The 26,407-nt window shown below is 62.0% G+C and carries 26 protein-coding genes and 1 pseudogene; 11 read left to right on the forward strand and 16 right to left on the reverse strand.

What is annotated here, in order from left to right; genetic code table 11:
• Positions 1 to 48: 48 nt before the first annotated feature.
• On the reverse strand, positions 49 to 1,308 hold the full coding sequence (locus RQ479_RS03310; RefSeq protein ID WP_376704091.1) for a sarcosine oxidase subunit beta: 1,260 nt from the start codon (positions 1,306 to 1,308) through the stop codon (positions 49 to 51).
• Between the two features lie 199 nt (positions 1,309 to 1,507).
• Here RQ479_RS03310 and RQ479_RS03315 point away from each other — a divergent pair, with 199 nt between their 5' ends.
• From RQ479_RS03315 to RQ479_RS03345, 7 genes and pseudogenes are all read left to right on the forward strand, one after another.
• The gene (locus RQ479_RS03315) at positions 1,508 to 3,997 is read left to right on the forward strand and encodes a mechanosensitive ion channel family protein (protein ID WP_376704092.1); all 2,490 of its coding nucleotides are present in this window, start codon (positions 1,508 to 1,510) and stop codon (positions 3,995 to 3,997) included.
• Positions 3,998 to 4,153: 156 nt separating this feature from the next.
• Positions 4,154 to 4,417, forward strand: a complete 264-nt coding sequence (locus RQ479_RS03320) for a hypothetical protein (RefSeq protein ID WP_352467712.1) — start codon at positions 4,154 to 4,156, stop codon at positions 4,415 to 4,417.
• Between the two features lie 267 nt (positions 4,418 to 4,684).
• Complete coding sequence (locus tag RQ479_RS03325) at positions 4,685 to 7,246, forward strand: FAD-dependent oxidoreductase (RefSeq protein WP_376704093.1); 2,562 nt, start codon at positions 4,685 to 4,687, stop codon at positions 7,244 to 7,246.
• Between the two features lie 96 nt (positions 7,247 to 7,342).
• A pseudogene (locus RQ479_RS03330) lies at positions 7,343 to 8,189 on the forward strand (DUF1194 domain-containing protein).
• A 115-nt stretch (positions 8,190 to 8,304) separates the two neighbouring features.
• A complete protein-coding gene (locus tag RQ479_RS03335) occupies positions 8,305 to 9,255 on the forward strand; it encodes an ABC transporter substrate-binding protein (protein ID WP_376704094.1) in 951 nt (316 codons plus the stop codon).
• Positions 9,256 to 9,326: 71 nt separating this feature from the next.
• Complete coding sequence (locus RQ479_RS03340) at positions 9,327 to 10,103, forward strand: ABC transporter permease (RefSeq protein ID WP_023676527.1); 777 nt, start codon at positions 9,327 to 9,329, stop codon at positions 10,101 to 10,103.
• Positions 10,100 to 10,885 (forward strand): ABC transporter ATP-binding protein, encoded by a 786-nt coding sequence (locus tag RQ479_RS03345; RefSeq protein WP_352719710.1) that lies wholly within the window; start codon positions 10,100 to 10,102, stop codon positions 10,883 to 10,885. The genes RQ479_RS03340 and RQ479_RS03345 overlap by 4 nt, the downstream gene beginning before the upstream one ends.
• 31 nt (positions 10,886 to 10,916) lie before the next feature.
• Here RQ479_RS03345 and RQ479_RS03350 read toward each other — a convergent pair whose 3' ends face one another.
• The 3 genes from RQ479_RS03350 to RQ479_RS03360 all read right to left on the reverse strand — a co-directional run bounded on the left by RQ479_RS03350 (position 10,917) and on the right by RQ479_RS03360 (position 12,873).
• Positions 10,917 to 11,855: a GlxA family transcriptional regulator gene (locus RQ479_RS03350; protein WP_302895626.1), complete on the reverse strand. Its 939-nt coding sequence runs from the start codon at positions 11,853 to 11,855 to the stop codon at positions 10,917 to 10,919.
• A gap of 362 nt (positions 11,856 to 12,217) precedes the next feature.
• On the reverse strand, positions 12,218 to 12,352 hold the full coding sequence (locus RQ479_RS03355) for a hypothetical protein (protein WP_013894968.1): 135 nt from the start codon (positions 12,350 to 12,352) through the stop codon (positions 12,218 to 12,220).
• Positions 12,353 to 12,687: 335 nt separating this feature from the next.
• Positions 12,688 to 12,873: a hypothetical protein gene (locus RQ479_RS03360; protein ID WP_352452109.1), complete on the reverse strand. Its 186-nt coding sequence runs from the start codon at positions 12,871 to 12,873 to the stop codon at positions 12,688 to 12,690.
• 231 nt (positions 12,874 to 13,104) lie between these two features.
• On the opposite strand from RQ479_RS03360, the gene RQ479_RS03365 reads away from it, so the two are divergent.
• Positions 13,105 to 14,004 carry a LysR substrate-binding domain-containing protein gene (locus tag RQ479_RS03365; protein ID WP_023676521.1) on the forward strand — a complete coding sequence of 300 codons (900 nt, stop codon included), beginning with the start codon at positions 13,105 to 13,107 and terminating at the stop codon, positions 14,002 to 14,004.
• Positions 14,005 to 14,010: 6 nt separating this feature from the next.
• Here RQ479_RS03365 and RQ479_RS03370 read toward each other — a convergent pair whose 3' ends face one another.
• The 10 genes from RQ479_RS03370 to RQ479_RS03415 all read right to left on the reverse strand — a co-directional run bounded on the left by RQ479_RS03370 (position 14,011) and on the right by RQ479_RS03415 (position 23,498).
• A complete protein-coding gene (locus RQ479_RS03370) occupies positions 14,011 to 14,994 on the reverse strand; it encodes an alpha/beta hydrolase (RefSeq protein ID WP_292654722.1) in 984 nt (327 codons plus the stop codon).
• A gap of 268 nt (positions 14,995 to 15,262) precedes the next feature.
• The gene (locus tag RQ479_RS03375) at positions 15,263 to 15,445 is read right to left on the reverse strand and encodes a hypothetical protein (protein ID WP_376704095.1); all 183 of its coding nucleotides are present in this window, start codon (positions 15,443 to 15,445) and stop codon (positions 15,263 to 15,265) included.
• A 187-nt stretch (positions 15,446 to 15,632) separates the two neighbouring features.
• Entirely contained in the window at positions 15,633 to 17,702 is a 2,070-nt protein-coding gene (locus RQ479_RS03380) for an ASKHA domain-containing protein (protein WP_376704096.1), read from the reverse strand.
• A gap of 113 nt (positions 17,703 to 17,815) precedes the next feature.
• The gene (locus tag RQ479_RS03385) at positions 17,816 to 18,790 is read right to left on the reverse strand and encodes a methyltetrahydrofolate cobalamin methyltransferase (protein ID WP_023676516.1); all 975 of its coding nucleotides are present in this window, start codon (positions 18,788 to 18,790) and stop codon (positions 17,816 to 17,818) included.
• 80 nt (positions 18,791 to 18,870) lie between these two features.
• The gene (locus RQ479_RS03390) at positions 18,871 to 19,962 is read right to left on the reverse strand and encodes a methylenetetrahydrofolate reductase (protein ID WP_376704097.1); all 1,092 of its coding nucleotides are present in this window, start codon (positions 19,960 to 19,962) and stop codon (positions 18,871 to 18,873) included.
• On the reverse strand, positions 19,959 to 20,582 hold the full coding sequence (locus tag RQ479_RS03395; protein WP_352490722.1) for a methylenetetrahydrofolate reductase C-terminal domain-containing protein: 624 nt from the start codon (positions 20,580 to 20,582) through the stop codon (positions 19,959 to 19,961). Before RQ479_RS03395 ends, RQ479_RS03390 begins: the two co-directional genes overlap by 4 nt.
• Entirely contained in the window at positions 20,575 to 20,877 is a 303-nt protein-coding gene (locus tag RQ479_RS03400; protein ID WP_352490721.1) for a virulence factor, read from the reverse strand. The genes RQ479_RS03395 and RQ479_RS03400 overlap by 8 nt, the downstream gene beginning before the upstream one ends.
• A 233-nt stretch (positions 20,878 to 21,110) precedes the next feature.
• Positions 21,111 to 22,022: a fatty acid desaturase gene (locus RQ479_RS03405; protein ID WP_376704098.1), complete on the reverse strand. Its 912-nt coding sequence runs from the start codon at positions 22,020 to 22,022 to the stop codon at positions 21,111 to 21,113.
• 43 nt (positions 22,023 to 22,065) lie between these two features.
• Complete coding sequence (locus RQ479_RS03410; protein ID WP_376704099.1) at positions 22,066 to 22,848, reverse strand: formyl transferase; 783 nt, start codon at positions 22,846 to 22,848, stop codon at positions 22,066 to 22,068.
• A 74-nt stretch (positions 22,849 to 22,922) separates the two neighbouring features.
• Positions 22,923 to 23,498, reverse strand: a complete 576-nt coding sequence (locus RQ479_RS03415) for a DUF4893 domain-containing protein (RefSeq protein ID WP_376704100.1) — start codon at positions 23,496 to 23,498, stop codon at positions 22,923 to 22,925.
• A 122-nt stretch (positions 23,499 to 23,620) separates the two neighbouring features.
• On the opposite strand from RQ479_RS03415, the gene RQ479_RS03420 reads away from it, so the two are divergent.
• The gene (locus tag RQ479_RS03420) at positions 23,621 to 24,226 is read left to right on the forward strand and encodes an NAD-dependent epimerase/dehydratase family protein (protein ID WP_376704101.1); all 606 of its coding nucleotides are present in this window, start codon (positions 23,621 to 23,623) and stop codon (positions 24,224 to 24,226) included.
• A complete protein-coding gene (locus tag RQ479_RS03425; RefSeq protein ID WP_376704102.1) occupies positions 24,160 to 24,531 on the forward strand; it encodes a hypothetical protein in 372 nt (123 codons plus the stop codon). The genes RQ479_RS03420 and RQ479_RS03425 overlap by 67 nt, the downstream gene beginning before the upstream one ends.
• A gap of 8 nt (positions 24,532 to 24,539) precedes the next feature.
• Here RQ479_RS03425 and RQ479_RS03430 read toward each other — a convergent pair whose 3' ends face one another.
• Entirely contained in the window at positions 24,540 to 25,169 is a 630-nt protein-coding gene (locus RQ479_RS03430) for a DUF1638 domain-containing protein (RefSeq protein WP_352467729.1), read from the reverse strand.
• A gap of 64 nt (positions 25,170 to 25,233) precedes the next feature.
• Between RQ479_RS03430 and RQ479_RS03435 the strand changes: the two genes are divergently transcribed.
• Positions 25,234 to 25,374, forward strand: coding sequence for an EncA/B family entericidin (locus RQ479_RS03435; RefSeq protein ID WP_292654758.1), 141 nt, complete (start codon positions 25,234 to 25,236; stop codon positions 25,372 to 25,374).
• 81 nt (positions 25,375 to 25,455) lie between these two features.
• Here RQ479_RS03435 and RQ479_RS03440 read toward each other — a convergent pair whose 3' ends face one another.
• A complete protein-coding gene (locus RQ479_RS03440; protein WP_023676506.1) occupies positions 25,456 to 26,154 on the reverse strand; it encodes a B12-binding domain-containing protein in 699 nt (232 codons plus the stop codon).
• Between the last annotated feature and the right edge of the window lie 253 nt (positions 26,155 to 26,407).

A 26,407-nucleotide genomic window follows, 5' to 3' on the forward strand; every position in this document is an offset into this window, starting at 1 on the left:
CCGGTTTCCACTTTTCGCTGACGCGGACCTGCGGTTCGGGATCATGGCCTAATGCAGCCTGGGTGTGGCGCCCTGGCCCTTGTCGTCGATCACCAGGCCACGGTAGAAGCGGTCGAGCGTGAAGGCCGCGTTGAGATCGTGCGGCTCATCCTTGGCGATGGTCCAGGCGAAGCACCAGCCGGAAGCCGGCGTAGCCTTGAAGCCGCCGTAGCACCAGCCGCAGTTGAGATACATGCCCGGCAGCGGACCGGTGGTGATGATTGGCGAGCCGTCCATCGACATGTCGCAGACGCCGCCCCATGAGCGCAGCATGCGGACACGGGCCAGACCAGGAAACAGCGCCAGCATCTCGCTCATCACCTCATCGACGATCGGCAGGCTGCCGCGTTGGGCGTAGCTGTTGTAGCCGTCGAGATCGCCGCCATAGACAAGGCCGCCCTTGTCCGATTGCGACATATAGAAATGACCCATGCCGAAGGTCAGGACCGTATCGATGAATGGCTTTAGCGATTCCGTGACGAAGGCCTGCAGCACGTGGCTCTCGATCGGCATTGTCTCGATTCCGGCGAGCCGCATGACCCGCCCGGTGCTGCCGGCCACTGCGACCGCTACCTTCTTGGCGCGGATTTCGCCGCGCGTCGTCGTAACGCCGGTGATGCGGTCGCCGTCGCGCAGGAAGCCGGTGACCTCGCAGTTTTCGATGATGTCGACGCCGCGGCGGTCTGCGCCGCGGGCATAGCCCCAGGCGACGGCGTCGTGGCGGGCGGTGCCGGCGCGCCGCTGCATCAGGCCGCCGACGATAGGGAAACGCGCGGTGGCCGAGACGTCGAGCGCCGGCACCAGGCGCGCGATCTCGGCCGTGGTCATCAGTTCGGCGTCGACGCCGAGATGGCGCATGGCATTGCCGCGCCGGGCATAGTCGTCGAGCTGGGCAGGTGTGTGGGCGAGGTTCAGGCAGCCGCGCTGCGAGAACATGACGTTATAGTTGAGGTCATGGGCCAGATTTTCCCACAGCTTCATCGAATGTTCGTAGAAGCGCGTGTTGGCCGGCAGGAGATAGTTGGAACGGACCGCCGTGGTGTTGCGGCCGACATTGCCGGAACCGAGCCAGCCCTTCTCCAGCACCGCGACATTGGTGATGCCGTGCTCCTTGGCGAGATAGTAAGCGGTCGACAGGCCATGGCCGCCGCCGCCGATGACGATCACGTCGTAGGACGCCTTCGGGTCGGGCTTGCGCCAGGCCGGCCTCCAGTCCCTGTTTCCGGTCAGCGCGTTCTTGAGAAGCGAAAAGGCCGAATATTCCGCCATTCTTATTGTCATCCATTTCAGACTTGGCGGCAGACTATAGAGCAGGCCACCGATGCAAAGCCAAGATTGCGCCATCGCTTTTCGACTCCCCGACTTCGATTGGGCGACTTCGATTGGGACGGCTTGCCCCCAGATATGTCGGTCTTTATCAAGAGCGGGCCTTTAGAACGCCTTATCGCCCGTGAGTCGCCAGACAATCATGTTTTTCCGACTGCTCCGCTTCGTTCTGGTCCTGGCACTTGCCGCCTCGGCGCCGCTTTCGTTGCGAGCGGTGGCGCAAGGGCTTGGCCAGGCGCCCGCGGGGCTGGTCAGTGATCAGCAGAAGATCCTTCAGGATCTGACGACAAAGACCGACAACCTCGAAAAGAAGATCCAGCAGGACGGCGACGACGACGCCAGCCTTGTCGATATTCGGCTGCAACTGGAAGAAATGTCGCGTGCGTCGCTGAACAGCGCGCTCGCTTTCCGACCGCGGCTGAGCGAGATCAACAGCCGGCTCGAGCAGCTGGGCCCGCGGCCGGCCGCGGGCCAGCCGGCCGAGCCTGATATCGTGACCGGCGAACGCCAGGCGCTGGCCTCCGAAAAAGCCGAAATCAATGCCGTCATCGCCACGGCGCAAACCCTGTCGATCCGCATCAGCGGGCTGATCGAGCAGATCGGCAACATGCGCAGCCAGCTGTTCCGCAATCAGCTCACCAAGCGCTACGTGCTGTCCGATGCATTGAGCCCCGAGGTCATTTCCGACGCCAACGACGAATTTACCAGTTTCTATAAGGCGGTGTCGTCCTGGCTGAGCTTCGCCTTCAAGTTCAAGTTCCAGGCCATTCTTGCCGCGACCCTGATGGCGCTCGCGCTGGCTGCTGTGCTTTTCGTCGGCGGGCGGCGCCTGTTCGGCCGCGTCTTCGAAGCCGATCCTTCCGTCGCGGATCCCTCCTATCTCAGCCGGCTGTCGGTGGCGTTCTGGTCGACATTGCTGCCGACGCTGGCGGTAGGCGTCTTCCTTGTCTCGACCATTTTCTTCTTCAATTATTATAACGTGTTGCGCGGCGACATCGGCATCTTCCTGAATGCGCTGGTTGCCGTTATCGCGGTGGTGTTCTGCGTCAACCGGCTGACCAATGCGGCGCTGGAGCCGCGACTGCCGAACTGGCGTCTGATCCCTGTCGAAACCGGCCCGGCGCGCTGGCTGGTGCGGCTGACCACGGCCATGGCTGTCGCCATCGGCATCAATTATTTCCTATCGGTCGTCAACGACAAGATGGGCTCGCCGCTGTCGCTGACCATCGCCAGAAGCTTTGTCGCCACCATCAGCGTCGGCGTCATCCTGATCCTGATGAGCCTGCTTAAGCCGTTCAAGGCTGGCGACGGGAGCTGGCGCCCGTGGCCGGCATGGCTGCGCTACACCGCCGTCGCGCTGGGGCTATTCACCATCGCGTCGGCGCTGCTCGGGTTTATCGGCCTTGCCATTTTCGTCTCGGTGCAGGTCGTGGTCACCGGCACGATCCTGGTCACCGCCTATATCGGCTTCCTGTCGGCGCGGGCGATCGGCGAGGAAGGCGGTTTCGCCAACACTTCGATCGGGCGCTGGCTATCGGCCAATTCAAGTTACGAAGAGACCGCGCTCGACCAGCTCGGGCTTGTCGTCAGCGCCGCCATCAACATCATGATCGTGCTGGTGTTCCTGCCGCTGATCCTGTTGATGTGGGGCTTCCAGCCCGGTGACATCCAGGCGTGGGCCTACAAGCTGGCGACCGGGCTCACCATCGGCTCGGTGACGATCTCGGTCACCGGCATCCTCACCGGCGTCGTCGTCTTCATCATCGGCTATTTCCTGACGCGCTGGTTCCAGGGCTGGCTCGACGGCTCGGTGATGGCGCGCGGCCGGGTCGACACCGGCGTGCGCAATTCGATCCGGCTGGCGGTCGGTTATGCCGGCGTCGCGGTCGCGGCACTGGTCGGCATCTCGGCGGCCGGTATCGACCTCTCCAATCTCGCGCTGGTCGCCGGCGCCCTGTCCCTCGGCATCGGTTTCGGCCTGCAGAATGTCGTCTCGAATTTCGTGTCGGGTCTGATCCTGTTGGCCGAGCGGCCGTTCAAGGTCGGCGACTGGATCGTCGCCGGCGACATCAGCGGCACGGTCAAGAAGATCAGCGTACGCGCCACCGAGATCGAGACGTTCCAGCGGCAATCGGTGATCCTGCCCAATTCAAACCTGATCAACAATGCGGTCGGCAACTGGACGCACCGCAACAAGCTCGGCCGCGTCGACATCAAGGTCGGCGTCGCCTATGGCAGCGACGTCAAGCACGTGCATGGCGTCCTCTTGGAGATTGCGCGCAGTCATCCGTTGGTGCTGAAAAATCCGGAACCCTTCGTGCTGTTTTCCAATTTCGGCCCGGCCGCACTCGAATTCGAGATTCGCGTGTTCCTGGCAGACGTTCTTAGTGGCAATATCGTCCAGAACGACATCCGCTTTACTATCTTCGATGTGTTCGCCGACCAGCATATCGAAATTCCGTCGGCGCCGCGCGCCGTCGTCGAGACCAAAAAGCACGAGGCGTGGCCGATCGACGACGACAAGATCGAAGTCGAATTCGCCGAGCGGGAACAAGCAAAAGCACTGGCGGCGGTCGAGGCGAAACGTCTCGCCAAGTCGGGACGCAAGGTACGGAAGCCCGATCCTGACTAGCTGTTTGGAGCTTGCCTTCAAGCCTTCGGAAACCAATTGCGGCATGAATGCGGCATTCAGTTGCCGTTCAGCTTGCATTGCATATAAGCTCACCTGCAAACGGCGAGAATGCCTTGCGAAATGCAACAGAGGCGGTGGCAACACCGATACTGCAAAATGTGGAAGTCTCTCGTCGCCGCCATCGCTCTTCTGGCCGTGGGCGGTTCGGCCCATGCCGCCAGCGCGGTCAACAAGGACGCCGAAACCCGCACGCTGATCGTGACGGAAGGCGGCGGCAAGACCGAGCTGGCGCTGGCCGCCGGCGAAACCGTGGAATTTTGCCCGAGCGGCTGTTTTGTTACCTTGCCGAATGGCGACCTCGAGGCGCTGACCGGCTCGGAAACCATTGAGATCTCGGGCGGCGTCGCGCGCATCAAGTAAAGTCGACGCCATGATTTTTGAAGGCCGGGCAAACGCCCGGCCTTTTATTTGCTTCCGGTAATCGGCGATGAAGGTATGCACTTTTCTTCGAAGCTGCGCAGGACTGGCTCTAGCAGCGCCTTCGTACCGAGCAGGGCGAACGCGTAGGTCTAACTGCATTCGACGAGCTGGTGGCGCGGGCTTTTTTGGCGATGTCGCAAACAGGCTGCAAGCGCGCCGCCGCGCCGCCCTATAGTCTGCCGCAATAGCATCTTGGAGTCGCGGGCAATGGCAGGATTTCCGGAAAAGGCGAAGGTCGTCATCGTCGGGCTGGGCGGTATCGTCGGCGCGTCGGTCGCCCATCACCTGATCGAGCGCGGATGGGACGATATTGTCGGCATCGACAAATCGGGCATCCCGACGGATATCGGCTCGACGGCGCACGCCTCCGACTTCTGCTACACGACCAGCCATGATTTCCTGTCGTGCTGGACGACGCTCTATTCCATCGATTTCTACGAAAAGATGGGTCATTACGCGCGCATCGGCGGCCTCGAGGTCGCCCGCGTCGGCGACGACGCCCGTATGGCGGAAATCAAGCGCAAGATCGCTTCGGCGAAGGCCTTCGGCACACGCGCGCGCCTAATCGATCCCGCCGAGATCAAGGAAAAATTCCCGCTGATCGAAGAACAGATGGTACAGGGCGGCCTGTGGGATCCCGACGCCGGCCTCGTCATCCCGCGCTCGCAGACCGTCGCAGGCAAGCTTGTCGACCAGGCGGAAGCTTCCGGCAAACTCAGGGCGTTTGCCAACACCTCGGCCAGGTCGCTCGTCATCGAGAACGGCCGCATCAAGGGCGTGGTGACCGACCGCGGCACCATCGAAGCCGACTATGTCGTGGTCTGCACCGGCATCTGGGGACGGCTGATTGCGGAAATGGCGGGCGAGGACCTGCCGGTCATGCCGATCGACCATCCGCTTACCTTCTTCGGGCCGTACACTGAGTTCGCCGGCACCGGCAAGGAGATCGGCTGGCCGCTGCTGCGCGACCAGGGCAACTCGGCTTACATGCGCGATACCGGCGACCCCAAGACCGCCGAAGGCGGGCAGATCGAATGGGGTTATTACGAAGAGACCAATCCGCGCCTTTGCCATCCGCGCGATATTCTCGAGAAAAACGAGGCGCGGCTTTCGCCGTCGCAACGCGATCTCGACATGGAGCAGATCCTGGCGCCGCTCGAGCGCGCCATGGAACTGACGCCGATCCTGGGCGAGCTGGGCTACAATGAGAGCCATTCCTTCAACGGCCTGCTGCAGGTGACGGCGGACGGCGGCCCCTCGATGGGCGAAAGCCAGAAGGTGAGGGGCCTCTGGTATGCCGTTGCCATCTGGGTCAAGGACGGCCCCGGCATGGGCAAGCTCATTGCCGACTGGATGACGGACGGCCGCACGGCGATCGACCACCACGCCATCGACTATTCGCGTTTCTATCCGCACCAGACGAAAGAGCAGTTCATCTGGGACCGCTGCACCGAAACCGCGATGAAGGTCTACAACCCGGCGGTGCATCCGCGTGAGCCCTTCTCCAAGGCCCGCAATGTCCGCCGCTCGCCCTTCTGGGAGCGCGAGAAGGAACTCGGCGGCTATTTCATGGAGCTCGGCGGCTGGGAGCGCGCGCATGGCTACGCCGCCAACGAGCATCTGCTCGAGAAATACGGCAACCGGGTGCCGGTGCGCCAAAACGAATGGGACAACCGCCATTTCTGGCGCGTCTCGAATGCCGAGCATCTCGCCATGAGCGAGGATTGCGGCATCGTCAACCTGTCGCATTTCGCCATGTACGACGTGGAAGGTCCCGATCATGTCGCGCTGATGGAATGGCTGTGCGCGGCAAAGGTCGGCGGTGACGGCAATATCGGCAAGGGCATCTATACCCATTTCCTCGACGAGGAAGGCATGGTGCGTGCCGACCTGACCGTCATTCGCATGGCCGACCGCTGCCGCGTCATCGATGGCGCCGATGCCGGACCGCGCGACTTCCAGTACATGCGCCGGACGGCAGAGGACAAAGGCTTCGACGTTACCGTCACCGACGTGACCGAGAAGTACGTGACCGTCGGCATCTGGGGTCCGAACGCGCGGGCAACATTGGGCAAGGTCGTGGAAAACCCCGACGGGCTGACGCCGGAGAATTTTCCCTTTGCCGCGATCAAGCCCGTCAGGATCGCCGGCAAGGACGTGACCGCCTTCCGCATCTCCTATGTCGGCGAGCAAGGCTGGGAACTGCATATGCGCTACGAGGACGGCCTGGCCGTCTGGGACGCGCTGCGGTCGACCGGCGTGATGGCCTTTGGCGTCGAGACCTATGCCAACAGCCGCCGTATGGAGAAGAGCCTGCGCCTGCAAAACGCGGATCTGTTGACCGAATACAATCTGCTGGAAGCCGACCTTGCCCGCCCGAAGGTCAAGGAGGCCGATTTCTGCGGCAAGGCAAAGCATCTGGAATATCGCGCCCGGGTGCATCAGCCGGCGATGCTTTGCACGCTTATCATGACGGACAATACCGATTCCAACGGCGTTCCCCGCTATCCGGTCGGCACGATGCCGGTGATGGATCCGCAAACCGGTGAGACGCTGGTCGACGAGGTCGGCCGCCGCTCCTTCACGACCTCGGTGGCCTATGGTCCGACCCTCGGCAAGAACATCGCGCTCGCCTACCTGCCCTGGGCTTATTGCCAGGAGGGCCGCAAGCTGAGCGTCGAATATTTCGGCGAGAAATACTCGGTCGAAGTGGCCGCCGTCGGCTACAGGCCGCTCTACGACCCGGAGAACCTCAATCCGCGCAGCTGAACTTAGAGACGCGCTCGCAAAAACGTGACTGGAACAGCCGCGCTCTCGGCCGGGCTTTCCTCTTTGTCGATCGGCGATTTTCGCTTACCGTGCGGCATGTCTGCTTTTGCCCGTGCAAGACATCTCGTTTCGGGCGCCGCCGCGCTGGCGTCGGCGCTGTGGCCGACTGCAAACTCCCGCGCCGCCGAGCCGGTTGATGTCCAACTGGTGCTGGCAGTCGACGTATCCTTGTCCATGTCGCCCGACGAGCTCGAAATCCAGCGTCATGGCTATGCGGCGGCGCTGACGCACGACGATGTCCTGCAGGCAATCGGCGAAGGCTCATGGCAAGATTGCCGTCACCTATGTCGAATGGGCTGGCGCGACCTGGCAGCAGGTCGTCGTGCCGTGGACGGTGATCGCCAATCGTGCCGACGCCGAGCGGCTGGCAGCGCAGCTTTCCGCTCATCCGCCGGCCAGTGCCAGGCGCACCTCTATCTCCGGCGCCTTAGAATTCGCCAGCGATCTCTTTGCCGAAAGCGGCTTCCAGGGCGTCAAGCGGGTGATCGACATTTCAGGTGACGGCCCCAACAACCAGGGCGCACCTGTCGATATCACCCGCGACGCCGTGATCAAGCAGGGCATCACCGTCAACGGCCTGCCGCTGATGACCAGGGGCGGGTTCAGCAGCGCTTACGATGTCAACAATCTCGACCGTTACTACAGCGACTGCGTCATCGGCGGGCCGGGCTCCTTCATGATCCCGGTCAATGACTGGACGCAGTTTCCGGAAGCGATCCGCCGCAAGCTGGTGCTGGAGCTTGCCGGTCCGGCCTCGCCGCAGCGAGCGGCGGAAGAGGCGGCCCATCCGCCATTGGTGCTGGCACAGAACATCCCCGACACCGACTGCCTGGTCGGCGAAAAAATGTGGCGCGATCGCAGCTGGATGTACAACACCCGCTAATGGCGAAGTTTACTGCCGGTGGTGAGATACCGCAGTGCAGCATCTGCTTCATTGACAAGCCTGTAGGCGTCTGTGACACAATTCCCCATCCGAACACATAAAAAGGGGAACCGAGATGAACAGGATCGGAATTCTTGCCGCAGGCTTGACGCTTGCCGTCGGATTGTCCGCGCCGGCCACGGCCGCCACATCGATCAGCATCGGCATCAGTGGATGGACGGGCTTTGCGCCGCTGACGCTCGCCAAGCAGGCCGGCATCTTCGAAAAGCACGGCCTCGACGTCACCTTGAAGAAGGTGCCACAAGCCAGCCGGCCGCTCGCCATCGCCAGCGGCGACCTGCAATGCGCCGCCACCACGGTCGAGACCTGGCTGGTCTGGAACGCCAATGGTGTGACGACCAAGCAGATATTCCAGCTCGACAAGTCCTACGGCGCCGACGGCATTGTCGCCCGCAACGACATCAAGACCGTCGCCGATCTCAAAGGTAAGTCGGTCGCGTCCTCGGCGCCGGGCACGTCGCCCTATTTCATGCTGGCCTGGGTGCTCAACAAGAACGGCATGTCGACCAAGGACGTGACGGTCGTCAACCTGGAGCCGGACGCGGCGGCGCAGGCGTTTCTCGCCGGCCAGAACGATGCGGCGGTCACCTATGAGCCGTTTATCTCGGCGGTGCGCGAAAAATCCGACCAGGGCCATATCCTTGTGACCACTCTCGACTATCCGATGGTGCTCGATACGGTCGGCTGCACGCCGGAGTTCCTAAAGGCCAATCCGGATGCGGCCAAGGCGCTTGCCGACAGCTATTTCGAGGCGCTCGACCTGATCAAGAGCGATCCCGCGAAATCCTATGAGACGATGGGCGCCGACGTGAAGCAGTCGGCCAAGGAGTTCGAAGAGTCGGCCAAATACCTGAAATGGGCCGACAGGGCCGAGAACAAGCAGTTCTTCACCAAGGAATTCCAGGACTTTTCCAAGACCGCCGGCGAGCTTCTGCTGCAGATGGGTTTGATCAAGGAAGCGCCCGACGTCTCGACATTGGCCGACACCAGCGCCGTCGCCGACTAACCGGCAGGATTGTCGCCCGGCGGCGGCGCGTGCGCCGCCGCTTTTTCATTCAGATCAAAGGACGGTCGAAGATGCCGCGCCCCTTGCATCCGGTCTCGCCGGGCATTCGAACCGTGCTCGGCATCTCGTTCTTCGTGCTGTTCGTGGCGTTCTGGGCGTGGATCACGCTTGGCGGCCACGTCAATCGCATTTTCCTTGCCGATCCGCTGTCGATGGTGAGAGACGGCTGGCGGCTGCTGGTCGAGGACCGCTTCTGGCTCGACATCCTCATCACCATCTGGCGCGTCTTCGGCGGGTTTCTGATGGCGGCCATCGTTGCCGTCCCGCTCGGCATCGTGATGGGCGCCTGGAAGCCCGTGGAGGCGTTCCTGGAGCCGTTCGTCTCCTTCGCCCGCTACCTGCCGGCATCGGCCTTCATCCCGCTGCTCATCCTGTGGGCGGGCGTCGGCGAGCTCGAAAAACTGCTGGTGATCTTCGTCGGCTCGGTGTTCCAGATCATCCTGATCATCGCGGTCAAGGTCGGCGGCACACGGCGCGACCTGGTCGAGGCCGCCTATACGCTTGGCTCGTCCGACAACGGCATCGTGCGGCGCGTGATCATGCCGGCCAATGCGCCCGAGATCGCCGAAACCCTGCGCCTGGTGCTCGGCTGGGCCTGGACCTATGTCATCGTCGCCGAGCTGATCGGCTCGTCGTCGGGCATCGGCTACATGATCATCAACAGCCAGTCGCGGTTGGCGACGGGGCAGATCATCTTCGGCATCATCGTCATCGGCCTGATCGGGCTGCTGTCTGATTTCGCCTTCAAGGCGCTCAACCGCTGGCTGTTTCCGTGGAGCCTGGCGTGAGCAAGCTGCTCATTGAAGGCGTCTCGCGCACCTTCGCCGGTGTCGGCGGCGGGCAGCCGGTCCAGGCACTGATGCCGGTCGATCTGGCGGTTGCTGCCAACGACTTCATCACCATCCTGGGGCCATCCGGCTGTGGAAAGTCGACGCTGCTCAGGATCGTCGCCGGCCTCGAAGCGCCGAGTGAGGGACGTGTTCTGCTCGACGGCAGGGTGGTGGACCGGCCGGGTCCAGACCGTGGCATGGTTTTCCAGTCCTATACGCTGTTCCCGTGGCTGACGGTCGCCGACAACATCGCCTTCGGCCTGCGCGAGCGCGGAATGGCCGAACGAGAGCGGCACGATATCGTCGCGTCCTATGTCGATCTCGTCGGGCTTAAAGGCTTCGAGAACCATTGGCCGAAGCAACTTTCAGGCGGCATGCAGCAGCGCACCGCGATCGCCAGGGCACTGGCCAACGATCCGGAGATCCTGCTGCTCGACGAGCCGTTCGGCGCACTCGACAACCAGACCCGCGGGCTGATGCAGGAACTGCTTCTCGGCATCTGGGAGCGCCGGCAAAAGACGGTGCTGTTCGTCACCCACGACATAGAGGAGGCGATCTTCATGGCATCGCGCGTCGTGGTGATGACGGCGCGGCCTGGCCGCATCAAGTCGGATGTCGCTGTCGACCTGCCGCATCCGCGCCACTATACGCTGAAGACCAGCCCGGAGTTTTCGGCACTGAAGGCGCGGCTGACGGAAGACATCCGCGTCGAGGCGATGCGCACGGCCGAAGTGCATTGACTAGGCAGGCTTCGTTCAGCCGATGGTCCGATCAAGCCGCCAGAAGCTGCTTGCGGTCGACGCGTTCTTGTTGCGGCGAGCGGGCGTACAACTCGCGATAACATTTGGAGAAATGCGATGCGGAAACAAAGCCGCAGGCGACCGCCACTTCGACCACCGGCAACGACGACTGGATCAGCAGGTGCCGGGCGCGGTCGAGGCGGATCTCCAGATAGTAACGGGCAGGGGAGCGCCCCATCTCTGTGCGGAACAGGCGCTCAATCTGCCGGCGCGACAGGTCGACATGGTCAGCGATCTCGATCAGCGAGAGCGGCTCGGAGAGATTGGCCTCCATCAGCTCGATAATGGTCAGAACCTTGGAATTCTGCACGCCAAGGCGGGCGCGCAGCGGCAGGCGCTGGCGGTCGGTCGGGCTGCGCACGCGATCGGTCAGCACCTGCTCGCAGACGCGGTTGACGAGGCTCTCGTCGAAATCGTCGCCTATCAGCTTCAGCATCATGTCTAGCGCGGCGGTGCCGCCGGCGCAGGTGTAGATGTTCTGGTCGATCTCGAAGAGGTCGGCGAAGACATTGGCCTTGGGGAACGCCTCGGAAAAGCCCGGCAGGTTCTCCCAATGGATGGCGCAGCGCTTGTTGGACAGCAGGCCCGCGGCGGCCAGGATATGCGCGCCGGTGCACAGGCCGCCGACGGCAACGCCGCGATTGTACTCCTCGCGCAGCCAGGCAAAGGCCGATTTGTTCTGATAGCGCTCGACATTGATGCCGCTGCAGACGATGGCCATGTTCGGCCGGTCCGGTCCGGACATTTTCTTGCGCTCTTCCTCCAGCGAGGTGTTGACGGCGCATTCGACGCCGTTCGAGGCGCGCACCGGCTTGCCGTCGATGCTGGCGAGCCGCCAGCGATAGGCTTCATAGCCGAGCATGCGGTTGGCCGAACGCAACGGATCGAGCGCCGTCGCGAAGGCGATCATGGTGAAATCGGGGACCAGGAAGAATACAAACGATCGCCGGATCGGGTGCTTTACGACGTTCACGGGTAGATCCTCACGCTGCAATGGCGCGAACAGGATGTCGCGATCAGCATAGCGACATCAGGAAAAACGTTTCCTGTCAATTGGCTAGATGGCAACGGAAAGACTTTATTTGCGACATGGGTCGCAAATGGGCAATCGCTATGCGGCGAAGGACACGACATGCCGCCGGATTGACCAAACGAGCCGACGCAGTCTGCGCACACCAAAACGCCGCCTCGGCAAAACCGAAGCGGCGCTGGATCGACGTCGAAGCAGCGCTAGGCTGCTTCCGTCAAGATTACTGTCTCAGGATTACTGTCTCAGGCGACAAAGCCGAGGCGCGCGGCAGCCATGGCTCCGGTCTGGCCAGGCATGGTGTTGGCCAGGCGCTGGCGCTCGAGCGCCGTCGTCAGGTTCATTTCGCGGCGGGCAAAGAGGCGGGCAAAAAGCTTCATGATCATCTCCATTCGGTTGCTCAGACGGGTCGCCTTCGCTTGATGGAGTGGGGCAGCTCGTTTGTTGATGATGATATAGGCTTACGTGAGGGGAAACTAAATCGCAAAAGCGAAGCACTTGATATGAAAAGCGACACGGAATGCGACAAATTTGGGCATTCTGCCCAGGATTTTCGATTATTTACAATGTGTTGATTGCCGGCACGGGCTGCTATGCGACTTGCTCATATGCGTCATGCGGCGGCGACATGGCTCGGGGAAATCATTTGAATACAAACAAAAAGGCCTGCCGGGCTGATCTGCGCGGCAGGCCTTCAGCTGTTGATACACACGGTTTACTTTGCTCCAGCCCAGGATCCCACGCCATGGCGAGTGCCGGCCTTGGCGTCGGCAGCTTCGGGCCAGCCGATATCCTTCTGCAGTTCAATCGGCAGTGCGCGGATGGCGCGTTCCGTCTGGTAGCGGGCGCGGGCCTCACTGAATTCGGTCGCGATCCGACCGATGGATGACAGGATAGACATCTCATTCTCCTTCGCGTTGGGCCGGGATTTTCCCGGCGCTTGCAGCGTCAGGCGGTACACCGGGTTTGTTTCAGCTTCATTTCGTGTCGATTGCAGGTCCGTGTCATGGTTGTTTCCCGGACCACTTCGATGCAGCCTGCCTTCGATGGAGTTGACTATCCTCCCAAACTGATGTTCAATCAAACGAAATGGAATGATGGTTTGCATCAGAAAAATTGAAGGTCGATTCCCATGAACGCCCCACTCAATCATCCGCTGCCGCTGCTCGATCTTGATGTTCTGCGCACTTTCGTCGCAATCGCCGAGACCGGCAGCTTCACCACTGCGGCCAATGCGGTCTTCCGCACGCCGTCGGCCGTCTCCATGCAGATCAAGAAGCTGGAGGACATACTCGGCCGCTCGGTGTTCGCGCGCGACGCCCGTTCGGTGACGCTGACCACCGATGGCGAGATGCTGCTCGGCTATGCGCGCCGGCTGCTGTCGATCAATCGCGAGGTGGTGTCGAAGTTCATCATTCCAGACATTGTCGGGGTGGTGCGGCTCGGCTCGCCGGACGATTACGGCGAACGTGTGCTGCCGCATGTGCTGAAGCGGTTCGCACAATCGCATCCATCGATCGCGGTCGACGTCACCATAGACCAGAGCGTCAATTTGCGTCGGCGCATGGACGACCGGGCGCTCGACATCACGCTGCTAACCAACTCCTACAAGACCAGCGCGATCGGCGCCGAAGTGCTGCTCACAGAGCCGATCGTCTGGGCCGGTGCCAAGGGAGGTTGCGCGCATCTGCGCGAGCCGCTGCCGGTCTCATTGTGGGAAGAGGGCTGTGCCTGGCGGGCAGGGGCATTGGAGGCGCTTGGCCGCGAGGGCCGCAACTACCGCATCGCCTATATGAGCGCACACACGGCCGGCCAGCGCGCCGCGATCATGGCGGATCTTGCAGTCGCGCCGCTGCCGAAATCGTTCCTCGGCAGTGACATGGTCGAGCTGTGCCCGAAGGACGGCATGCCTGACATCGGGACCTACAATCTCGCCATGGTGGTGACGCCAGACGCCAGCGCGCCGGTGAAGGCAGTCGCCGACCATATCCGCGCGACGTTTGAGATGTTCAGGGAAACTGGGAAGTTCTGACCCAAACTACGACCTGAGCGGCGCAACCAGATCGCGAGGGGTTCCGTCGCGGTCTGTCCTTTGCAGCGACAACTCGCCTGCCGTGGCATGGTAACTGTCAGTTTCGTTGGTCAAGAAGGCCACTATACTGTCCCGCGCGCGTCGCGCCTCCGGCATGTCGATCAACGGCCAGACATGGAACATGCCTTGCTCGTGGACGACCTCAATTTCGACGCCGGCCGCGCGTGCCTTTTCCGCGAAGATCAGATTGTCGGGGGTGAGCAGATCGCGTGAACCGGTCAGCAGCAGCGTTTTGGGCAGCACCGACAGGTCGCCGTAAACCGGGCTGATGCGCCAGTCGGTGGGATCTATCCCGGCGCTGTAAAGCCGGATCGCCTCGCGGCCGCCAGCAATGCCTAGCCACGGATCGTTGCGTTCAGCCTCATACATTTCTGGGTTGGCGAGCGACACGTCGAGGCCGGGCGAAATCAGCACGTGGCGTGATGGCAAGGGCAAGCCGTCTTGCGCAGCCATCATGGTCAGCACGACGGCCATGTTTCCGCCGGCGGAATCGCCCATGAAGATGATGTCATTCGCCCTGGTTTCGCCGAACATCTGGCGGTAGACGGCGCCGACCATGCCGAACATGGCGTGGAAATCGTGTTCGGGAGCAATGGGATAGATCGGCACGGTGATGCCGAACCCGAGACGGTCGGCCATGTCGGCGATCAGCCGCCAATGATAGGGTGTGATTTCAAAGACGTAAGCGCCGCCGTGCAGGTAGAGAATCCGCCTCCGCTCGCCAGCCTGGGGAGCGATCTCGTAGACGGGGAAGCCGCTGATCGTGCGGGTTGTGATCTCCAGGCGCGACTGCAGCGACGCAGGCGGCTGATGGTTTTCAGTCTTGCGCGCATAGGCGATCCAGCGCTGCAGGTTCTCCGGGCTGGAAAACGCCTTCTTGCGACTGTACCTGAGGACGAACGACACGACGTGGCTTTTGAGGCTGGGCATGCAGATACACGGACTTCGGCTGAGCCGACTAAGAGAACCCCCGACTATTTCGAAGATTGTGTCGCCACCAAAAAAGTCAAGATTTATGCGATCTCAACACGGTGGTTTGATCCCGGCTGGCGACAAAGCGTCCGGCCATGAAGTCGCTGGCCCAGCGGCGCAGCTCAACGCCGGGGTAGTGATGCGGCGCGCAGCCAATTGCTGGGTGCAGCCGGAGCCGCATTGCGGCCCCGGCGAATACCGAGCAGCTTGCATTTGTCGATGAATTTCATCCGCGCTGCATGCCCCAGCCGACCGAAAGCTGCTTTTCGCTCGAACGCGGCGACACCGGCCAGCCAATGTCCTTTTGGATATCAGGCGGCAAGCTGTTCAGGATGCGCAGCGACTTGCGCGCTTCGCGTGTTTTCTTGATGGCCGCACCATAGCGGCCGAGGCTTTCGAACATCGACATCGTGCTCTCCTTTGAGTGTTGCGGCGGGACAAGAGATGTTCTCTACCGGCCATCGATGCCGGTTAAATGCGCCGCATATGTATCTGGCGGATTTCACGAAAACGCATTTTCGTTTCCAGATCTGGTTGATCTGGAAACATTTGCATACAAATGAAAATGGAAGGTCTGACAGCCTAGCGGAGGCGAGTCATCCCCGCCCGCGCCGCGCGGCGTGGCCTTCGCGGGAGCGCCGGCGCGGGGCGGCGTCACCGGCGACACCGTCCTCGCTGACGGTCTTGCGGGGTGGCAGTTTCACCGCCGCCGACAATTTTGGGAACGGGTCGATCTTGTTCGGGAGCGCCATGGCATAAACGAAATGTTCCTGGAATTTCGGCTCCAGCGCCGTCTCGATCTTCTCGATCTTGCTAACGGTTTCCTCGATCTCGCGGCGATAGCCGCGGTTCAACAGCGCCATGCGGGCGCCGGCGCCGGCCGCATTGCCAACGGCCGAGACCTTGTCGAGGTCGCAATCCGGGATCAGGCCCAGCACCATTGCGTATTTCGGGTCGATGAACGAGCCGAATGCGCCGGCGAAGTGGATGCGGTCGACGTGATCGGTGTGCTGCTTTTCCATCAACAGCTTGGTGCCGGCATAAAGGGCCGCCTTGGCGAGCTGGATGGCGCGCACGTCGGTCTGGGTTATGGTGATCTTCGGCTCACCTTCCTTCAGCACATAGGAGAAGGTGCGGCCGTTGGCGACAACGCGCGGCGAGCGGGCGGAAAGCCCGCCATCGATGACGCCGTCCTCGGAGATGATGCCGGCGAGATACATCTCGGCGACCACCTCGATGATGCCGGAGCCGCAGATGCCGGTGACTCCGGTCGCCTGTACGCTGTCGAGGAAGCCCGGTTCGTCGGACCAGAGTTCCGAGCCGATGACGCGGTATTTAGGCTCCAGCGTATCGGGATCGATGCGGACGCGCTCGATGGCACCCGGTGCGGCGCGCTGGCCACCGGAGATTTCTGCACCCTCGAAGGCCGGGCCAGTTGGCGAGGAGGCCGCCACGACCCGCTGGCGATTGCCGAGCACGATCTCGGCATTGGTGCCGACATCGACGATCAGCATCATCTCGTCCTGGCGGTGCGGGCCTTCCGACAGCGTCACCGCGGCCGCGTCGGCGCCGACATGGCCGGCAATGCAGGGCAGCATATAGAGGCGAGCGCCCTGATTGAGCTTCAGGCCGATGTCCGATGCCTTGATGTGCACGGCGCCCGAGACGGCAAGTGCGAAGGGTGCGCCGCCGAGTTCGGTGGGATCGATGCCGAGGAACAGGTGATGCATGATCGGATTGCCGACGAAGACGGAATCCAGGATGTCGTTGCGCTGGACGTTGCCTTCGGCGCAGACCTTGTCGACGAGGCCCGAAATGGCCTCGCGCACGGCGACCGTCATGCCTTCGCGGCCGTCCGGGTTCATCATCACGTAAGAGACGCGGCTCATCAGATCCTCGCCGAAGCGGATCTGCGGATTGGATGTACCCGACGAGGCGGCGACGCGGCCCGACAGCAACGACACCAGATGCATGGCGATCGTGGTCGAGCCGATATCGCAGGCAAGCCCGTACGCCTCGTTCTTGAGGCCGGGCCACAAAGCGATGACCCGCGCGGTCTCGTTGTCAGTGTCCTTGTGGATGGCGGCGGTCGCGGTCCAGTTGCCTTTGCGCAAAATGCCTTGCACCTGCGGCAACAGATGGAAATCGAAATCGAGGCTCTTGAGGCCCCAGTCCTTCATCAGCGCGATCTTCAGGCGGTCGAGGTCGCCGAGCGGCTTGTGCATGTCGGGTTCTTCGATCTCGACATAGCACATGCGGATTGCCGCATCGCGGGCGATGACCCTGGTGTCGGCATCCTTGCGGATGGTTTGCGCGTTGATGACGGTGTCCTGCGGGACGTCGACGACGAGATCGCCGAGGATCTGCGCCGAGCAGGACAGGCGGCGGCGTTCGGGCAGCCCACGCACGCGCTCGTAGCGCTCTTCCTTGGCGCCCTTGGGCGAGATGTGGTCGTTGGAGGAAACGATCTTGTGCTTGGCGAAATTGCCTTCCTGCACCTCGATCTGGCAACGCCCGCAAGTGGCACGCCCGCCGCACACGCTCTCGACATAGACACCGAGCTGGCGCGCGGCGTCCAGCACCGGCGTGCCGACCGGAAACCGCCCGCGCTTGCCCGACGGCATGAACAGCACGAGCGGATCGGTGATGTTGACGGGAGAGTTCATACGTTCCAGACTTTACTTTCTATGCTGCTCGGGTCTTGGCCACGGCAGCGATGCCGCTGTGTTTCGGTTCCTCCCCAGTCCTAGGCCCCATATCGTGTCGGCCAAGCCATGGCTCAACCCCGGGCCATACGCGCTTCGCGGCCGCCGCGCCTGCGTCCGCCATTGCCATTGCCATCGCCCGGCGCGTTGACCTGTGTCCGGGCGGCAACGGCCTGGCCGCCTTCGGCAGGCTTGTAGTCCTTGTAGGTCCTGATCCAGTTGGTGCAGTTCTCGTCGGTGCCGTTCAGCACGTTGGCGCCGCGCACCGCTTCCATTTCCTGCGGCCGCACCGGGTTCATGATCGCCGAGGTCATGCCGGCGCCGATCACCATCGGGATGAAGGCGGCGTTGATGCCGTGACGGTGCGGCAGGCCGAACGAGATGTTGGAGAGGCCGCAGGTGGTGTTGACCTTGAGTTCCTCGCGCAGCCGGCGTAGCAGGGCAAATACCTGGCGGCCGGCATCGCCCAGCGCGCCGATCGGCATGACCAGCGGGTCGACGACCACGTCATGCGCCGGAATACCGAAATCGGCGCAGCGCTGAACGATCTTCTTGGCGACGGCAAAGCGCACATCGGGGTCCATCGAAATACCGGTCTCGTCGTTGGAAATGGCGACGACCGGAACGTTGTATTTCTTGATCAGCGGCAGGATAGCTTCGAGCTTTTCCTCCTCGCCGGTGACAGAATTGACCAGTGGCCGGCCCTTGGCAACCTTCAGCGCCGCTTCGATTGCCGCAGTCACCGAGGAGTCGATCGACAACGGCAGGTCGACCAGGCCTTGCACGATCTCCAGCGTCTGCACCAGCAGCGCCGGCTCGGTGGCGTTGGGATCGACTGCGGTGACGCCGGCATTGACGTCGAGCATGGTCGCCCCACAGGCGGCCTGCTCCAGCGCATCCTTGATGACGGTCTCAAAATTGCCGGCGATCATTTCGGCGGCCAGTTTCTTACGGCCGGTCGGGTTGATGCGCTCGCCGATCACGCAGAAGGGCTGATCGAAGCCGATGATGATTTCTCGTGTCGCCGAGGCGACGATGGTCCGGGTCATGAAATCTCTCCGTCGTGATATAAAGAGTTCTTTATATCGTTATCTGTTTCTGATCAAGCGAATGCTGACGATTCGCGCTGTCAATGCGCGGTCTTGACCATATCGACCTGGGTTTCGGTGAGGTCGTCATGCAGTATGTGGTCGAGCCGGTCGGCAACGAGCTGGTCGTCGCGGCGGATTTCGCGCTTCCACGGCCGGCGGCCCTTCAGCACGCCGGATTCATCGACGATCTCGGCGACATATTCTTCCTGGCGGTAGGCCATCACATGGACACCGGACACACCGGGAATTTCCTTCACCTCATTGATGATGTCGATGCAGAGCTGCTTGCCTTCCTTCTTCTGATCCTGAGCGCCTTCCAGGCGCTTGACGATCTGATCGGGAATGTGAATGCCTGGCACGTTGGAGCGGATCCATTTGGCCGTCTTGGCCGAGGCCAGCGGCCCGACGCCGCACAGGATGAAGCATTTCTCGGTATAGCCGAGATCGCGGACCTTCTGCATGTAGGCGCGGAACATCGGTACGTCGAAGCAGTACTGGCTCTGCACGAACTGCGCGCCGGCGGCGATCTTCTTGCCAAGCCGATAGGGCCGGAAATCGATCGGCGGCGCGAACGGGTTGATCGCCGCGCCAAGGAAAAGCTGCGGCGGCGTCGTGAGTTTGCGGCCGGACAGGAATTTGCCGTTATCGCGCATGATGCGGCAGGTTTCGAGCAGCGACATGCAGTCGAGATCGAACACCGGCTTGGCGCCGGGCTGGTCGCCGGCCTGCACGCCGTCGCCAGTCAGGCACAGCATGTTGGCAACACCCATCGCGGCACCCCCAAGCACGTCGCCCTGGATGGCGATGCGGTTCCGGTCGCGGCAGGCGATCTGCATGATCGGGGCATAGCCCATGCGGGTCAGCAGCGCGCAGATGCCGACCGATGACATGTGGCAGTTGGCGCCGGAAGCGTCGACGGCATTGATGGCGTCGACCCAGCCGTCGAAAATCCTGGCGCGGTTGTAGACGTCTTCCGGATCGGCGCTGTCGGGCGGATTGAGCTCGGTCGTCACTGCGAACTCGCCGCGTCGCAGAACCCGCTCAAGCCGGCCGCGGGAGGTGTGGCCGGGCAGGGGATCGAGCGGCAAATGGATGCCGGCCGGATTCTCGTCTGGCTGGCGGCCGATCATGCCGACGCTCCGGTGTTGGTAGTGTTCTGGGCCGCATTGCGGGCGGCCGCGGCCTGCGCGGTCACCCGCAGCCAGGCGGAAGTTTCGCGCAAGGACTGATCCACCGGCTTCTGCACGTCCAAAATCTTGTCGCCATGCACCATGTTCCGCGAGCCTTCCCAGGCCTTGACCCAGACGCAAGGCATGTCTGGCTCGACCTCGCAATTGCCGTTGGCGCGGACACCGCCGCAAGGGCCGTTGCGCAATTGCTTGGGGCAGTTCATCGGGCACGACATGCCGGTCGAGGATAGGATGCACTGGCCGCACATGCGGCAGTCGAACATGAATCCCTTGACGCGCTTCTCGACGAATTTCACCGGCCCTTCGACACGGCTGTAGCCGATGCCCTTCCATAGCGGGTGGAGAGTCAGGAACATGTCGGCAAACCTGGCGTAGAACCATTCGAGCAGCCGCGAATGCCGCACCGACCAAAGCCGCACAGCAAACGAGCGCTGCACGCGCCGCTGCGGCGAAACGTCGGCCGGCTTGTAGTCGGATTTCGGCGCCGCGTTCTTGACGATGGTCGCCTGGGTCACGCCGGCTTGAGCCGTCGTCACCGGCATTGATTGGGGATCAGACATTTTCTTTGCCGCCCGCCTTGACCAGAGCGACCAGCCGCTCACGGTCGTATTTCGCGTCAAGTTCCTGAAGGGCTTTCTCGGCCTCGGCTTCAAGATCGTCACCGACCGGGATGGGCTCTGCCTTGCGCCATTCGGCAAGATAGTCGTCGGTGCCGCCGGCGCCGGTGCGCATGGCGCACATGTCGATCGCCTCGGTGAAGCGCAATGGCAGTTCGCGCTTGGCGTTCTGCCGGCCCTTCTTGACGATGACCTGGGCGGGGATGTCGCGCCAGTAGACGACGATCAGATCGGCCATGAATTCCTGCTCCTGGAGAGCGCCGCGCGTCCAATCGGACGCACAAACGATGCTCTACCACCTAACTCCGCTGCGTCGTACTTTCGAGGATCGATTCCGATCTTTTGGGCCGATGCAGTGGTTTCGAGCATTGCCGGAAGCGCTGTTGGGCTGCTTGTTATGGGACGACGCGGGGGCCTTCAAAAACGACGCAATCGACGGCGGCGGTTGAAAGCGGAGTCTTTCAGCACAGGTCAGCCGGCGCGGCCATCGAAGCTGCCGACCAGCTTCCCGTGGAAGCGCACGTAACCTCGTTCGGTCGTGCGTAGATGCCCCGCGACGATCTCATGGAAGCGCGGCAGGCTGTGGAAGGGAACGGCCGGATAGGAATGGTGCTCCGAATGGTATGGCATGTTCCAAGCCACGAAGCGCACCAGCCTTGTGGTGAAGGTGGTGCGAGTGTTCTCGAGCATGTTGGCGACATGCGGGCAGAACGCGTGCTCGGCAAGCAGGTAGGCCCGCAAAAACGGCTGTCCGACCAGCACCGGCACGATCCAGACACACAAAAGCAGCGCCGACTGCGCGGCGAGCGATGCGGCCAGCAACACCGCATAGCCGATCAGGAACAGCCGCGCTTCCGCAGCCACCTTGCCGCGACCTTTTTCCGGCACAAAGCCGTCGCGGTTGCGGCCAGCCGCATTGGTTGCGATCACACGAGCCATAGCTATCCAATAGGGGCCGCCGGACAGATAGCGCAGATATTGGCCGATGGTCTCCGGCTTCGGGGCCATCAGTTCGGGGTCGTTGTCCGGGTCGTGGGTGTGGCGGTGATGGGCGAAATGGAAATAGCGGAACCATGCGGGTGGCAGCAGGATCAGGAAGCCGGCCACGGCGGCAACAGCGCGATTGAGCCACGCCGTTCTGAACGCCGTTTCATGGATGGTCTCGTGCAACGGCGTGAAGAAGAAGACGATCAGGATCCCCTGCGGCAAGACGAGAAGCGGCCAGAACGGGATGCGGGCGGCGATCAGTGCGCCCAGCACGACAACCAGCCCGCCATGGACGGCCAGCCGGACAATGCCTGGCCCGTCGAGCCGGGCGGTGAGGTCGCGACGGTCCTCGACCGAAAGGCCGGCGATGATGGTGCGGTGATCTATGTCGCTCATTGTTCGATGTTAGCGGCGGGTGGCTGTCCGGTAAATCGGCGCGTCACCAGACGCCGTTCCTTATCCCGGTATAGAGATAGAACCAGACCGTCGGATGATACCATTGTCTCGAAGGCAGGCCGGGATCGACCGTGCCGAGCTTGCCGGCCAGCGCATCCCTGACGGCCTCGACGCAGATGTCGCGCGAGAACGCCGCCTGCCGCAACGCGTAGCTTGAAATAGTGTCGCCAGGTTGGGGTTTCCCGCGTGCCTGCCGCAACACCCCGCCAGTGTCGACGCCGGCGTCGACCAGATGCACGGTGGTGCCGAAGTTTTCCGCATCGCCTGAAGCCAGAGCCCAATAGCCGCCGTTCATGCCACGATATTTCGGGGCGATGCCGGCATGGTAGTTGAGGACCGGGCAAGGGATTTTCGCCAGCGTCTGCCGCGACAGCAAGCGGCAGCCGGCGAGCAGCACGACACCCGGCTGGATTTCCTCGATCGCCTGCAGGCACTCCGGCGCGTTGGCCGACGAGACATGGATGGTCTTTTGCCCAGGCTTCGGTTCGGTTTGCAGCTTCTGCTCGGCGGCGAGCCGTGCTGCGTGGCCGGCGAAGAAGTGCTTGCCGAGCCGGGTCAGCATCATCGTGCCGAGTTGACCGACGGCCGAGGTCCAGCCTTGCCGCCGCGCCCGCCCGAGAAGCAATTGCTTTTTGGATTCAGGGGCTTCGAGAATGACGCTGACAGGCGCGAGGTGGTCGGCGATGGCGTTGACGATCGCCCAGATATGCGGGCCGCCTTCGGTGACGACGACGATCGGCCGTTGGTTTGGTTTCGACCGTGCCATATTTCGCGACCCAACAAGACCCGTTCTCTGGGCGCGAATGCTAGGCTGAGCGGGTTAACCGTTGGTGATAGGGCTCAGCGCTTGAATTCGAGGATGTCGAGCTTCGATTCGAAGTAGGGCGCCGGGAACTCGATGCGCCATTCGCCGGCGCTGTTGCGGAAGGCATAGCCTACCTGATCGCTTTCCGGGCCGCTGCCGTAGGGCTTTGCCGGATCGTCGTTGACGTGGAAGGAACCGAGATAGATCGCGCGTTTCTCGCCATCGTCGAAGAAGCGGCCCTTGGTGCGCTGCGAGCCGGTGATCTTTTCCAGTCTCCAGCCGGAACCGTCGTCGCTCACCCTGCATTTGAACCAGCCATAGATGACGAGCGGGCTCAATCCGCCGGCCTTGGTGGTGCGGCATTGCCAATTGCCGGTCAGGTCCTTGTCGGAGAAGGAAACCAGCGGCTTTGCCAGCAAGGCGTCGAGCTGCTTGACCTCGGCGGGATCGCCGGCCTTCGCCTCGTCAAGCGCTGCCTTGCGCGTCTCGCCATATTTGTCGAGCCGCGCCTTGTCGGCAGTCGTGATCAGCTTCTGCACCTCGCCATCGGCGAACGCGGGCAACGTCAAGCAGAAGACAGCCGCTGCGGCAAACATGAGGCGAACGATCATCGGTGGCGTTTCCCTTTTTGATGGCTGGAGCAGCCTGTTTTCTTGTCTGGCGCATACCTTAATGTTTCGCCGCGTTCTGTCATCCGTGCTTGAGCATCGACAGCAGAAACGAGGTGGAAAGAATGCGGATCTTGCTGACGGGATCGTCGGGTTGGCTCGGCAGCGCCTTGGCACCGCGTCTGCGAGCCCTCGGCCATGACGTCACCGGTCTCGATCTCGTTCCGTCTTCGGAAACGCCAATCGTCGGCTCAGTCGCCGATCGCGACATGGTCGTGAGTGCGGTCGAGGAGAACCGCATCGAAGCCATCATCCATAGCGGCGCGCTGCACAAGCCTGACATCGAACATCGTCGCAACGAGGATTTCGTCGAGACGAATGTGCGCGGCACGCTCAACCTGCTCGATGCGGCCTCTGCATTCGGCGTTCAGCGCTTCATCTTCACCTCGACGACATCGCTGATGATTTCCCAAACCATCCGCACCGGCTTCACCGGCGGGGCGCGCATGGCGGCGTGGCTGACGGAAGACATGTCGCCTGAACCGCGCAACATCTACGGCGTGACCAAGCTTTCAGCCGAACACCTCTGCCGGCTCTATCATTTGCAGTTCGGCCTGCCGGTGATCGTGTTGCGCACCGCCCGGTTTTTCCCGAAGCAGACGACATGGCGCACGCGATCGAACAGTCGGATGCCAACACCAAGGCCAATGAGCTGTTGTTCCGCCGGCTGACGGTAGAGGATGCGGCCGACGCCCACATCGCTGCTTTGGAGAAAGCGCCGCAATTGGGCTTCGACATCTTCATCATTTCGGCGCCGACACCGTTCCAGCCCGACGATTGCGCGGCATTGATCGCCGACGCACCGTCGGTCGTCGCGCGCTATTTTCCCGATTATCCGGCACTCTACACGAAGAAAGGCTGGACGATGTTTTCGTCGATCGATCGGGTCTACGACGCGTCGCGGGCGAGGGACCGGCTGGGTTTCGTCTGCAAGACGAGCTTTGCCGATGTGCTCGCCAGCATCGAAGTTGCCTAGAAGTATCGTCAAGCCAGGATTGCGGCGCTGGCCAGTTCCTTCGTCAGGTCACCATAGCCGGTCGAGCGCCGCTCATAGGCGAGGCCGAGCATTTTCGCCGCCTTTTCGGCGACCTTGTCGAGTTCCGGGTCGTTGGTCTGAGCGATATAGATCAGCTTCTCGTAGTTGCCGAAGTAGTCCTTGATCAGCTCCGGGTGCTTGTCCAGGCCGAGCGGCTTCATGAAGAAGGCATCGAATTGCCGGCAGAGGAAATCGGTCATGTAGAACGACATCATGTCATCATCGGCGACCTTCGCATAGGCATCCATGCCCTGGTAGAAGGCAAAGCAATGCGGCCCGGCCATACGCTCGACGCCGTGCTTCTCGCAGATCCGGTCGAGCAGGCCACCCGTGCCGCAATCGGCATAGCCGACGAAGATGTGTCTGTAGCCGTCGGTCTTGGCCTTCTCGATAGCCTTGTCCATGGCCGGCGCGATGCGGTCCGGATAGAAATGGAACTCTGCCGGCAGGCAGGTCAGGTCGAGATGGTCGAGCCCGAGCTGCTCCTTGACCGCCAAAACTTCGCGCGCAATCATCCCGCAGGCGATGACGAGCAGCCTGTCGCCTTGATCGGATTGTTGTTTTCGCGCGGTAGTCATGGAACCAGTCTAATCCATCTTCGTTGCTGTCCAGCGGATTTATATGCTGAGGGAGCCACCATTCATGAAATTGTTCCGCGTCGCGCCAATTGCTATTCTCGCCTGCGCCTTGGCTGTTTCGGCCTGCGCCAACACGGTGCGCGGCGTCGGCAAGGATCTTAAATCCACTGCGAAGGCGGTTGACGATACCGTCAAGAAACCCTGATCTGCACGATTTCAAACATTTGGGAATAAAAAAGCCCCACTGCAAGGCGCGGCTTTTCTCGTCGGTGCCGAATTTGTTGGCTCAAGCCGAAGCGCGGACGTTGTGCTTGCGCTTCATGAAGTCCTTGGCGGTCTCGACTGCCACCGCGGCGTCGCGGCAATAGGCGTCGGCGCCGACGGCTTTGCCGAATTCCTCGTTGAGCGGTGCGCCGCCGACCAGCACGACATAGTCGTCGCGAATGCCCTTTTCCTTCATCGTATCGATGACGACTTTCATGTAGGGCATGGTCGTCGTCAGCAGCGCCGACATGCCAATGATGTCGGGCTGGTGCTTTTCGATGGCATCGAGATATTTTTCGACCGCATTGTTGATGCCGAGGTCGATGACATCGAAGCCGGCGCCTTCCATCATCATGCCGACCAGGTTCTTGCCGATGTCGTGGATGTCGCCCTTGACGGTGCCGATCACCATCTTGCCCTGCTTCGGCGCGCCAGTGGCGACAAGCAGCGGACGCAGGATGAACATGCCGGCCTTCATCGCGTTGGCCGACAGCAGCACTTCGGGAACGAACAGGATGCCGTCGCGGAAATCCTCGCCGACGATGCGCATGCCTTCGACCAGAGCCTCGGTCAAAACCTTGTAAGGCGCCCAGCCGCGCTCGAGAAGGATATTGGTGCCTTCCTCGATTTCTTCCTTCAACCCGTCATAAAGATCGTCGTGCATCTGCTGCACCAACTCGTCGTCGGAGAGTTCCGAAAGGATGATCTCGTCGTCGGCCATTTTTTCTCAGGCTCCTTGCCGGCTACAACTATCGCGGCAGCTTAAAAATATCGCGTCAATACCTAACCTGCGCGGGCCGGTTGTCCATAGCTGATTTGCGACTTCCCGCAAAACGAAAGCGACCGTAAATCTCTTGGAATTCTTGTCGATTTTGCGACAGGCGTTGGCGCTGGCGAGCCGTTTCGAATAGGGTGCATGGCTACGATCCGGCCAGAGACCGCAATAGGCGGCCGCAAACGGATTTCAGGCCGGT

Origin of the sequence: Mesorhizobium sp. ISC25, from assembly GCF_042295465.1 — a bacterium.
Lineage (GTDB): Bacteria > Pseudomonadota > Alphaproteobacteria > Rhizobiales > Rhizobiaceae > Mesorhizobium.

Excerpts from the sequence above, each read along its gene's own strand:
- RQ479_RS03355 (WP_013894968.1), bottom strand. The coding sequence starts at position 12,352 with ATGAAGCTTTTTGCCCGCCTCTTTGCCCGCCGCGAAATGAACCTGACG.
- RQ479_RS03375 (WP_376704095.1), bottom strand. The coding sequence starts at position 15,445 with ATGTCGATGTTCGAAAGCCTCGGCCGCTATGGTGCGGCCATCAAGAAA.
- RQ479_RS03440 (WP_023676506.1), bottom strand. The coding sequence starts at position 26,154 with ATGGCCGACGACGAGATCATCCTTTCGGAACTCTCCGACGACGAGTTG.
- RQ479_RS03395 (WP_352490722.1), bottom strand. The coding sequence starts at position 20,582 with ATGTCTGATCCCCAATCAATGCCGGTGACGACGGCTCAAGCCGGCGTG.
- RQ479_RS03370 (WP_292654722.1), bottom strand. The coding sequence starts at position 14,994 with ATGCCCAGCCTCAAAAGCCACGTCGTGTCGTTCGTCCTCAGGTACAGT.
- RQ479_RS03380 (WP_376704096.1), bottom strand. The coding sequence starts at position 17,702 with ATGAACTCTCCCGTCAACATCACCGATCCGCTCGTGCTGTTCATGCCG.
- RQ479_RS03320 (WP_352467712.1), top strand. The coding sequence starts at position 4,154 with ATGTGGAAGTCTCTCGTCGCCGCCATCGCTCTTCTGGCCGTGGGCGGT.
- RQ479_RS03420 (WP_376704101.1), top strand. The coding sequence starts at position 23,621 with ATGCGGATCTTGCTGACGGGATCGTCGGGTTGGCTCGGCAGCGCCTTG.
- RQ479_RS03350 (WP_302895626.1), bottom strand. The coding sequence starts at position 11,855 with ATGATCGCCTTCGCGACGGCGCTCGATCCGTTGCGTTCGGCCAACCGC.
- RQ479_RS03340 (WP_023676527.1), top strand. The coding sequence starts at position 9,327 with ATGCCGCGCCCCTTGCATCCGGTCTCGCCGGGCATTCGAACCGTGCTC.
- RQ479_RS03405 (WP_376704098.1), bottom strand. The coding sequence starts at position 22,022 with ATGAGCGACATAGATCACCGCACCATCATCGCCGGCCTTTCGGTCGAG.
- RQ479_RS03315 (WP_376704092.1), top strand. The coding sequence starts at position 1,508 with ATGTTTTTCCGACTGCTCCGCTTCGTTCTGGTCCTGGCACTTGCCGCC.
- RQ479_RS03390 (WP_376704097.1), bottom strand. The coding sequence starts at position 19,962 with ATGATCGGCCGCCAGCCAGACGAGAATCCGGCCGGCATCCATTTGCCG.
- RQ479_RS03410 (WP_376704099.1), bottom strand. The coding sequence starts at position 22,848 with ATGGCACGGTCGAAACCAAACCAACGGCCGATCGTCGTCGTCACCGAA.
- RQ479_RS03400 (WP_352490721.1), bottom strand. The coding sequence starts at position 20,877 with ATGGCCGATCTGATCGTCGTCTACTGGCGCGACATCCCCGCCCAGGTC.
- RQ479_RS03430 (WP_352467729.1), bottom strand. The coding sequence starts at position 25,169 with ATGACTACCGCGCGAAAACAACAATCCGATCAAGGCGACAGGCTGCTC.
- RQ479_RS03360 (WP_352452109.1), bottom strand. The coding sequence starts at position 12,873 with ATGTCTATCCTGTCATCCATCGGTCGGATCGCGACCGAATTCAGTGAG.
- RQ479_RS03325 (WP_376704093.1), top strand. The coding sequence starts at position 4,685 with ATGGCAGGATTTCCGGAAAAGGCGAAGGTCGTCATCGTCGGGCTGGGC.
- RQ479_RS03435 (WP_292654758.1), top strand. The coding sequence starts at position 25,234 with ATGAAATTGTTCCGCGTCGCGCCAATTGCTATTCTCGCCTGCGCCTTG.
- RQ479_RS03415 (WP_376704100.1), bottom strand. The coding sequence starts at position 23,498 with ATGATCGTTCGCCTCATGTTTGCCGCAGCGGCTGTCTTCTGCTTGACG.
- RQ479_RS03365 (WP_023676521.1), top strand. The coding sequence starts at position 13,105 with ATGAACGCCCCACTCAATCATCCGCTGCCGCTGCTCGATCTTGATGTT.
- RQ479_RS03385 (WP_023676516.1), bottom strand. The coding sequence starts at position 18,790 with ATGACCCGGACCATCGTCGCCTCGGCGACACGAGAAATCATCATCGGC.
- RQ479_RS03310 (WP_376704091.1), bottom strand. The coding sequence starts at position 1,308 with ATGGCGGAATATTCGGCCTTTTCGCTTCTCAAGAACGCGCTGACCGGA.
- RQ479_RS03425 (WP_376704102.1), top strand. The coding sequence starts at position 24,160 with ATGGCGCACGCGATCGAACAGTCGGATGCCAACACCAAGGCCAATGAG.
- RQ479_RS03335 (WP_376704094.1), top strand. The coding sequence starts at position 8,305 with ATGAACAGGATCGGAATTCTTGCCGCAGGCTTGACGCTTGCCGTCGGA.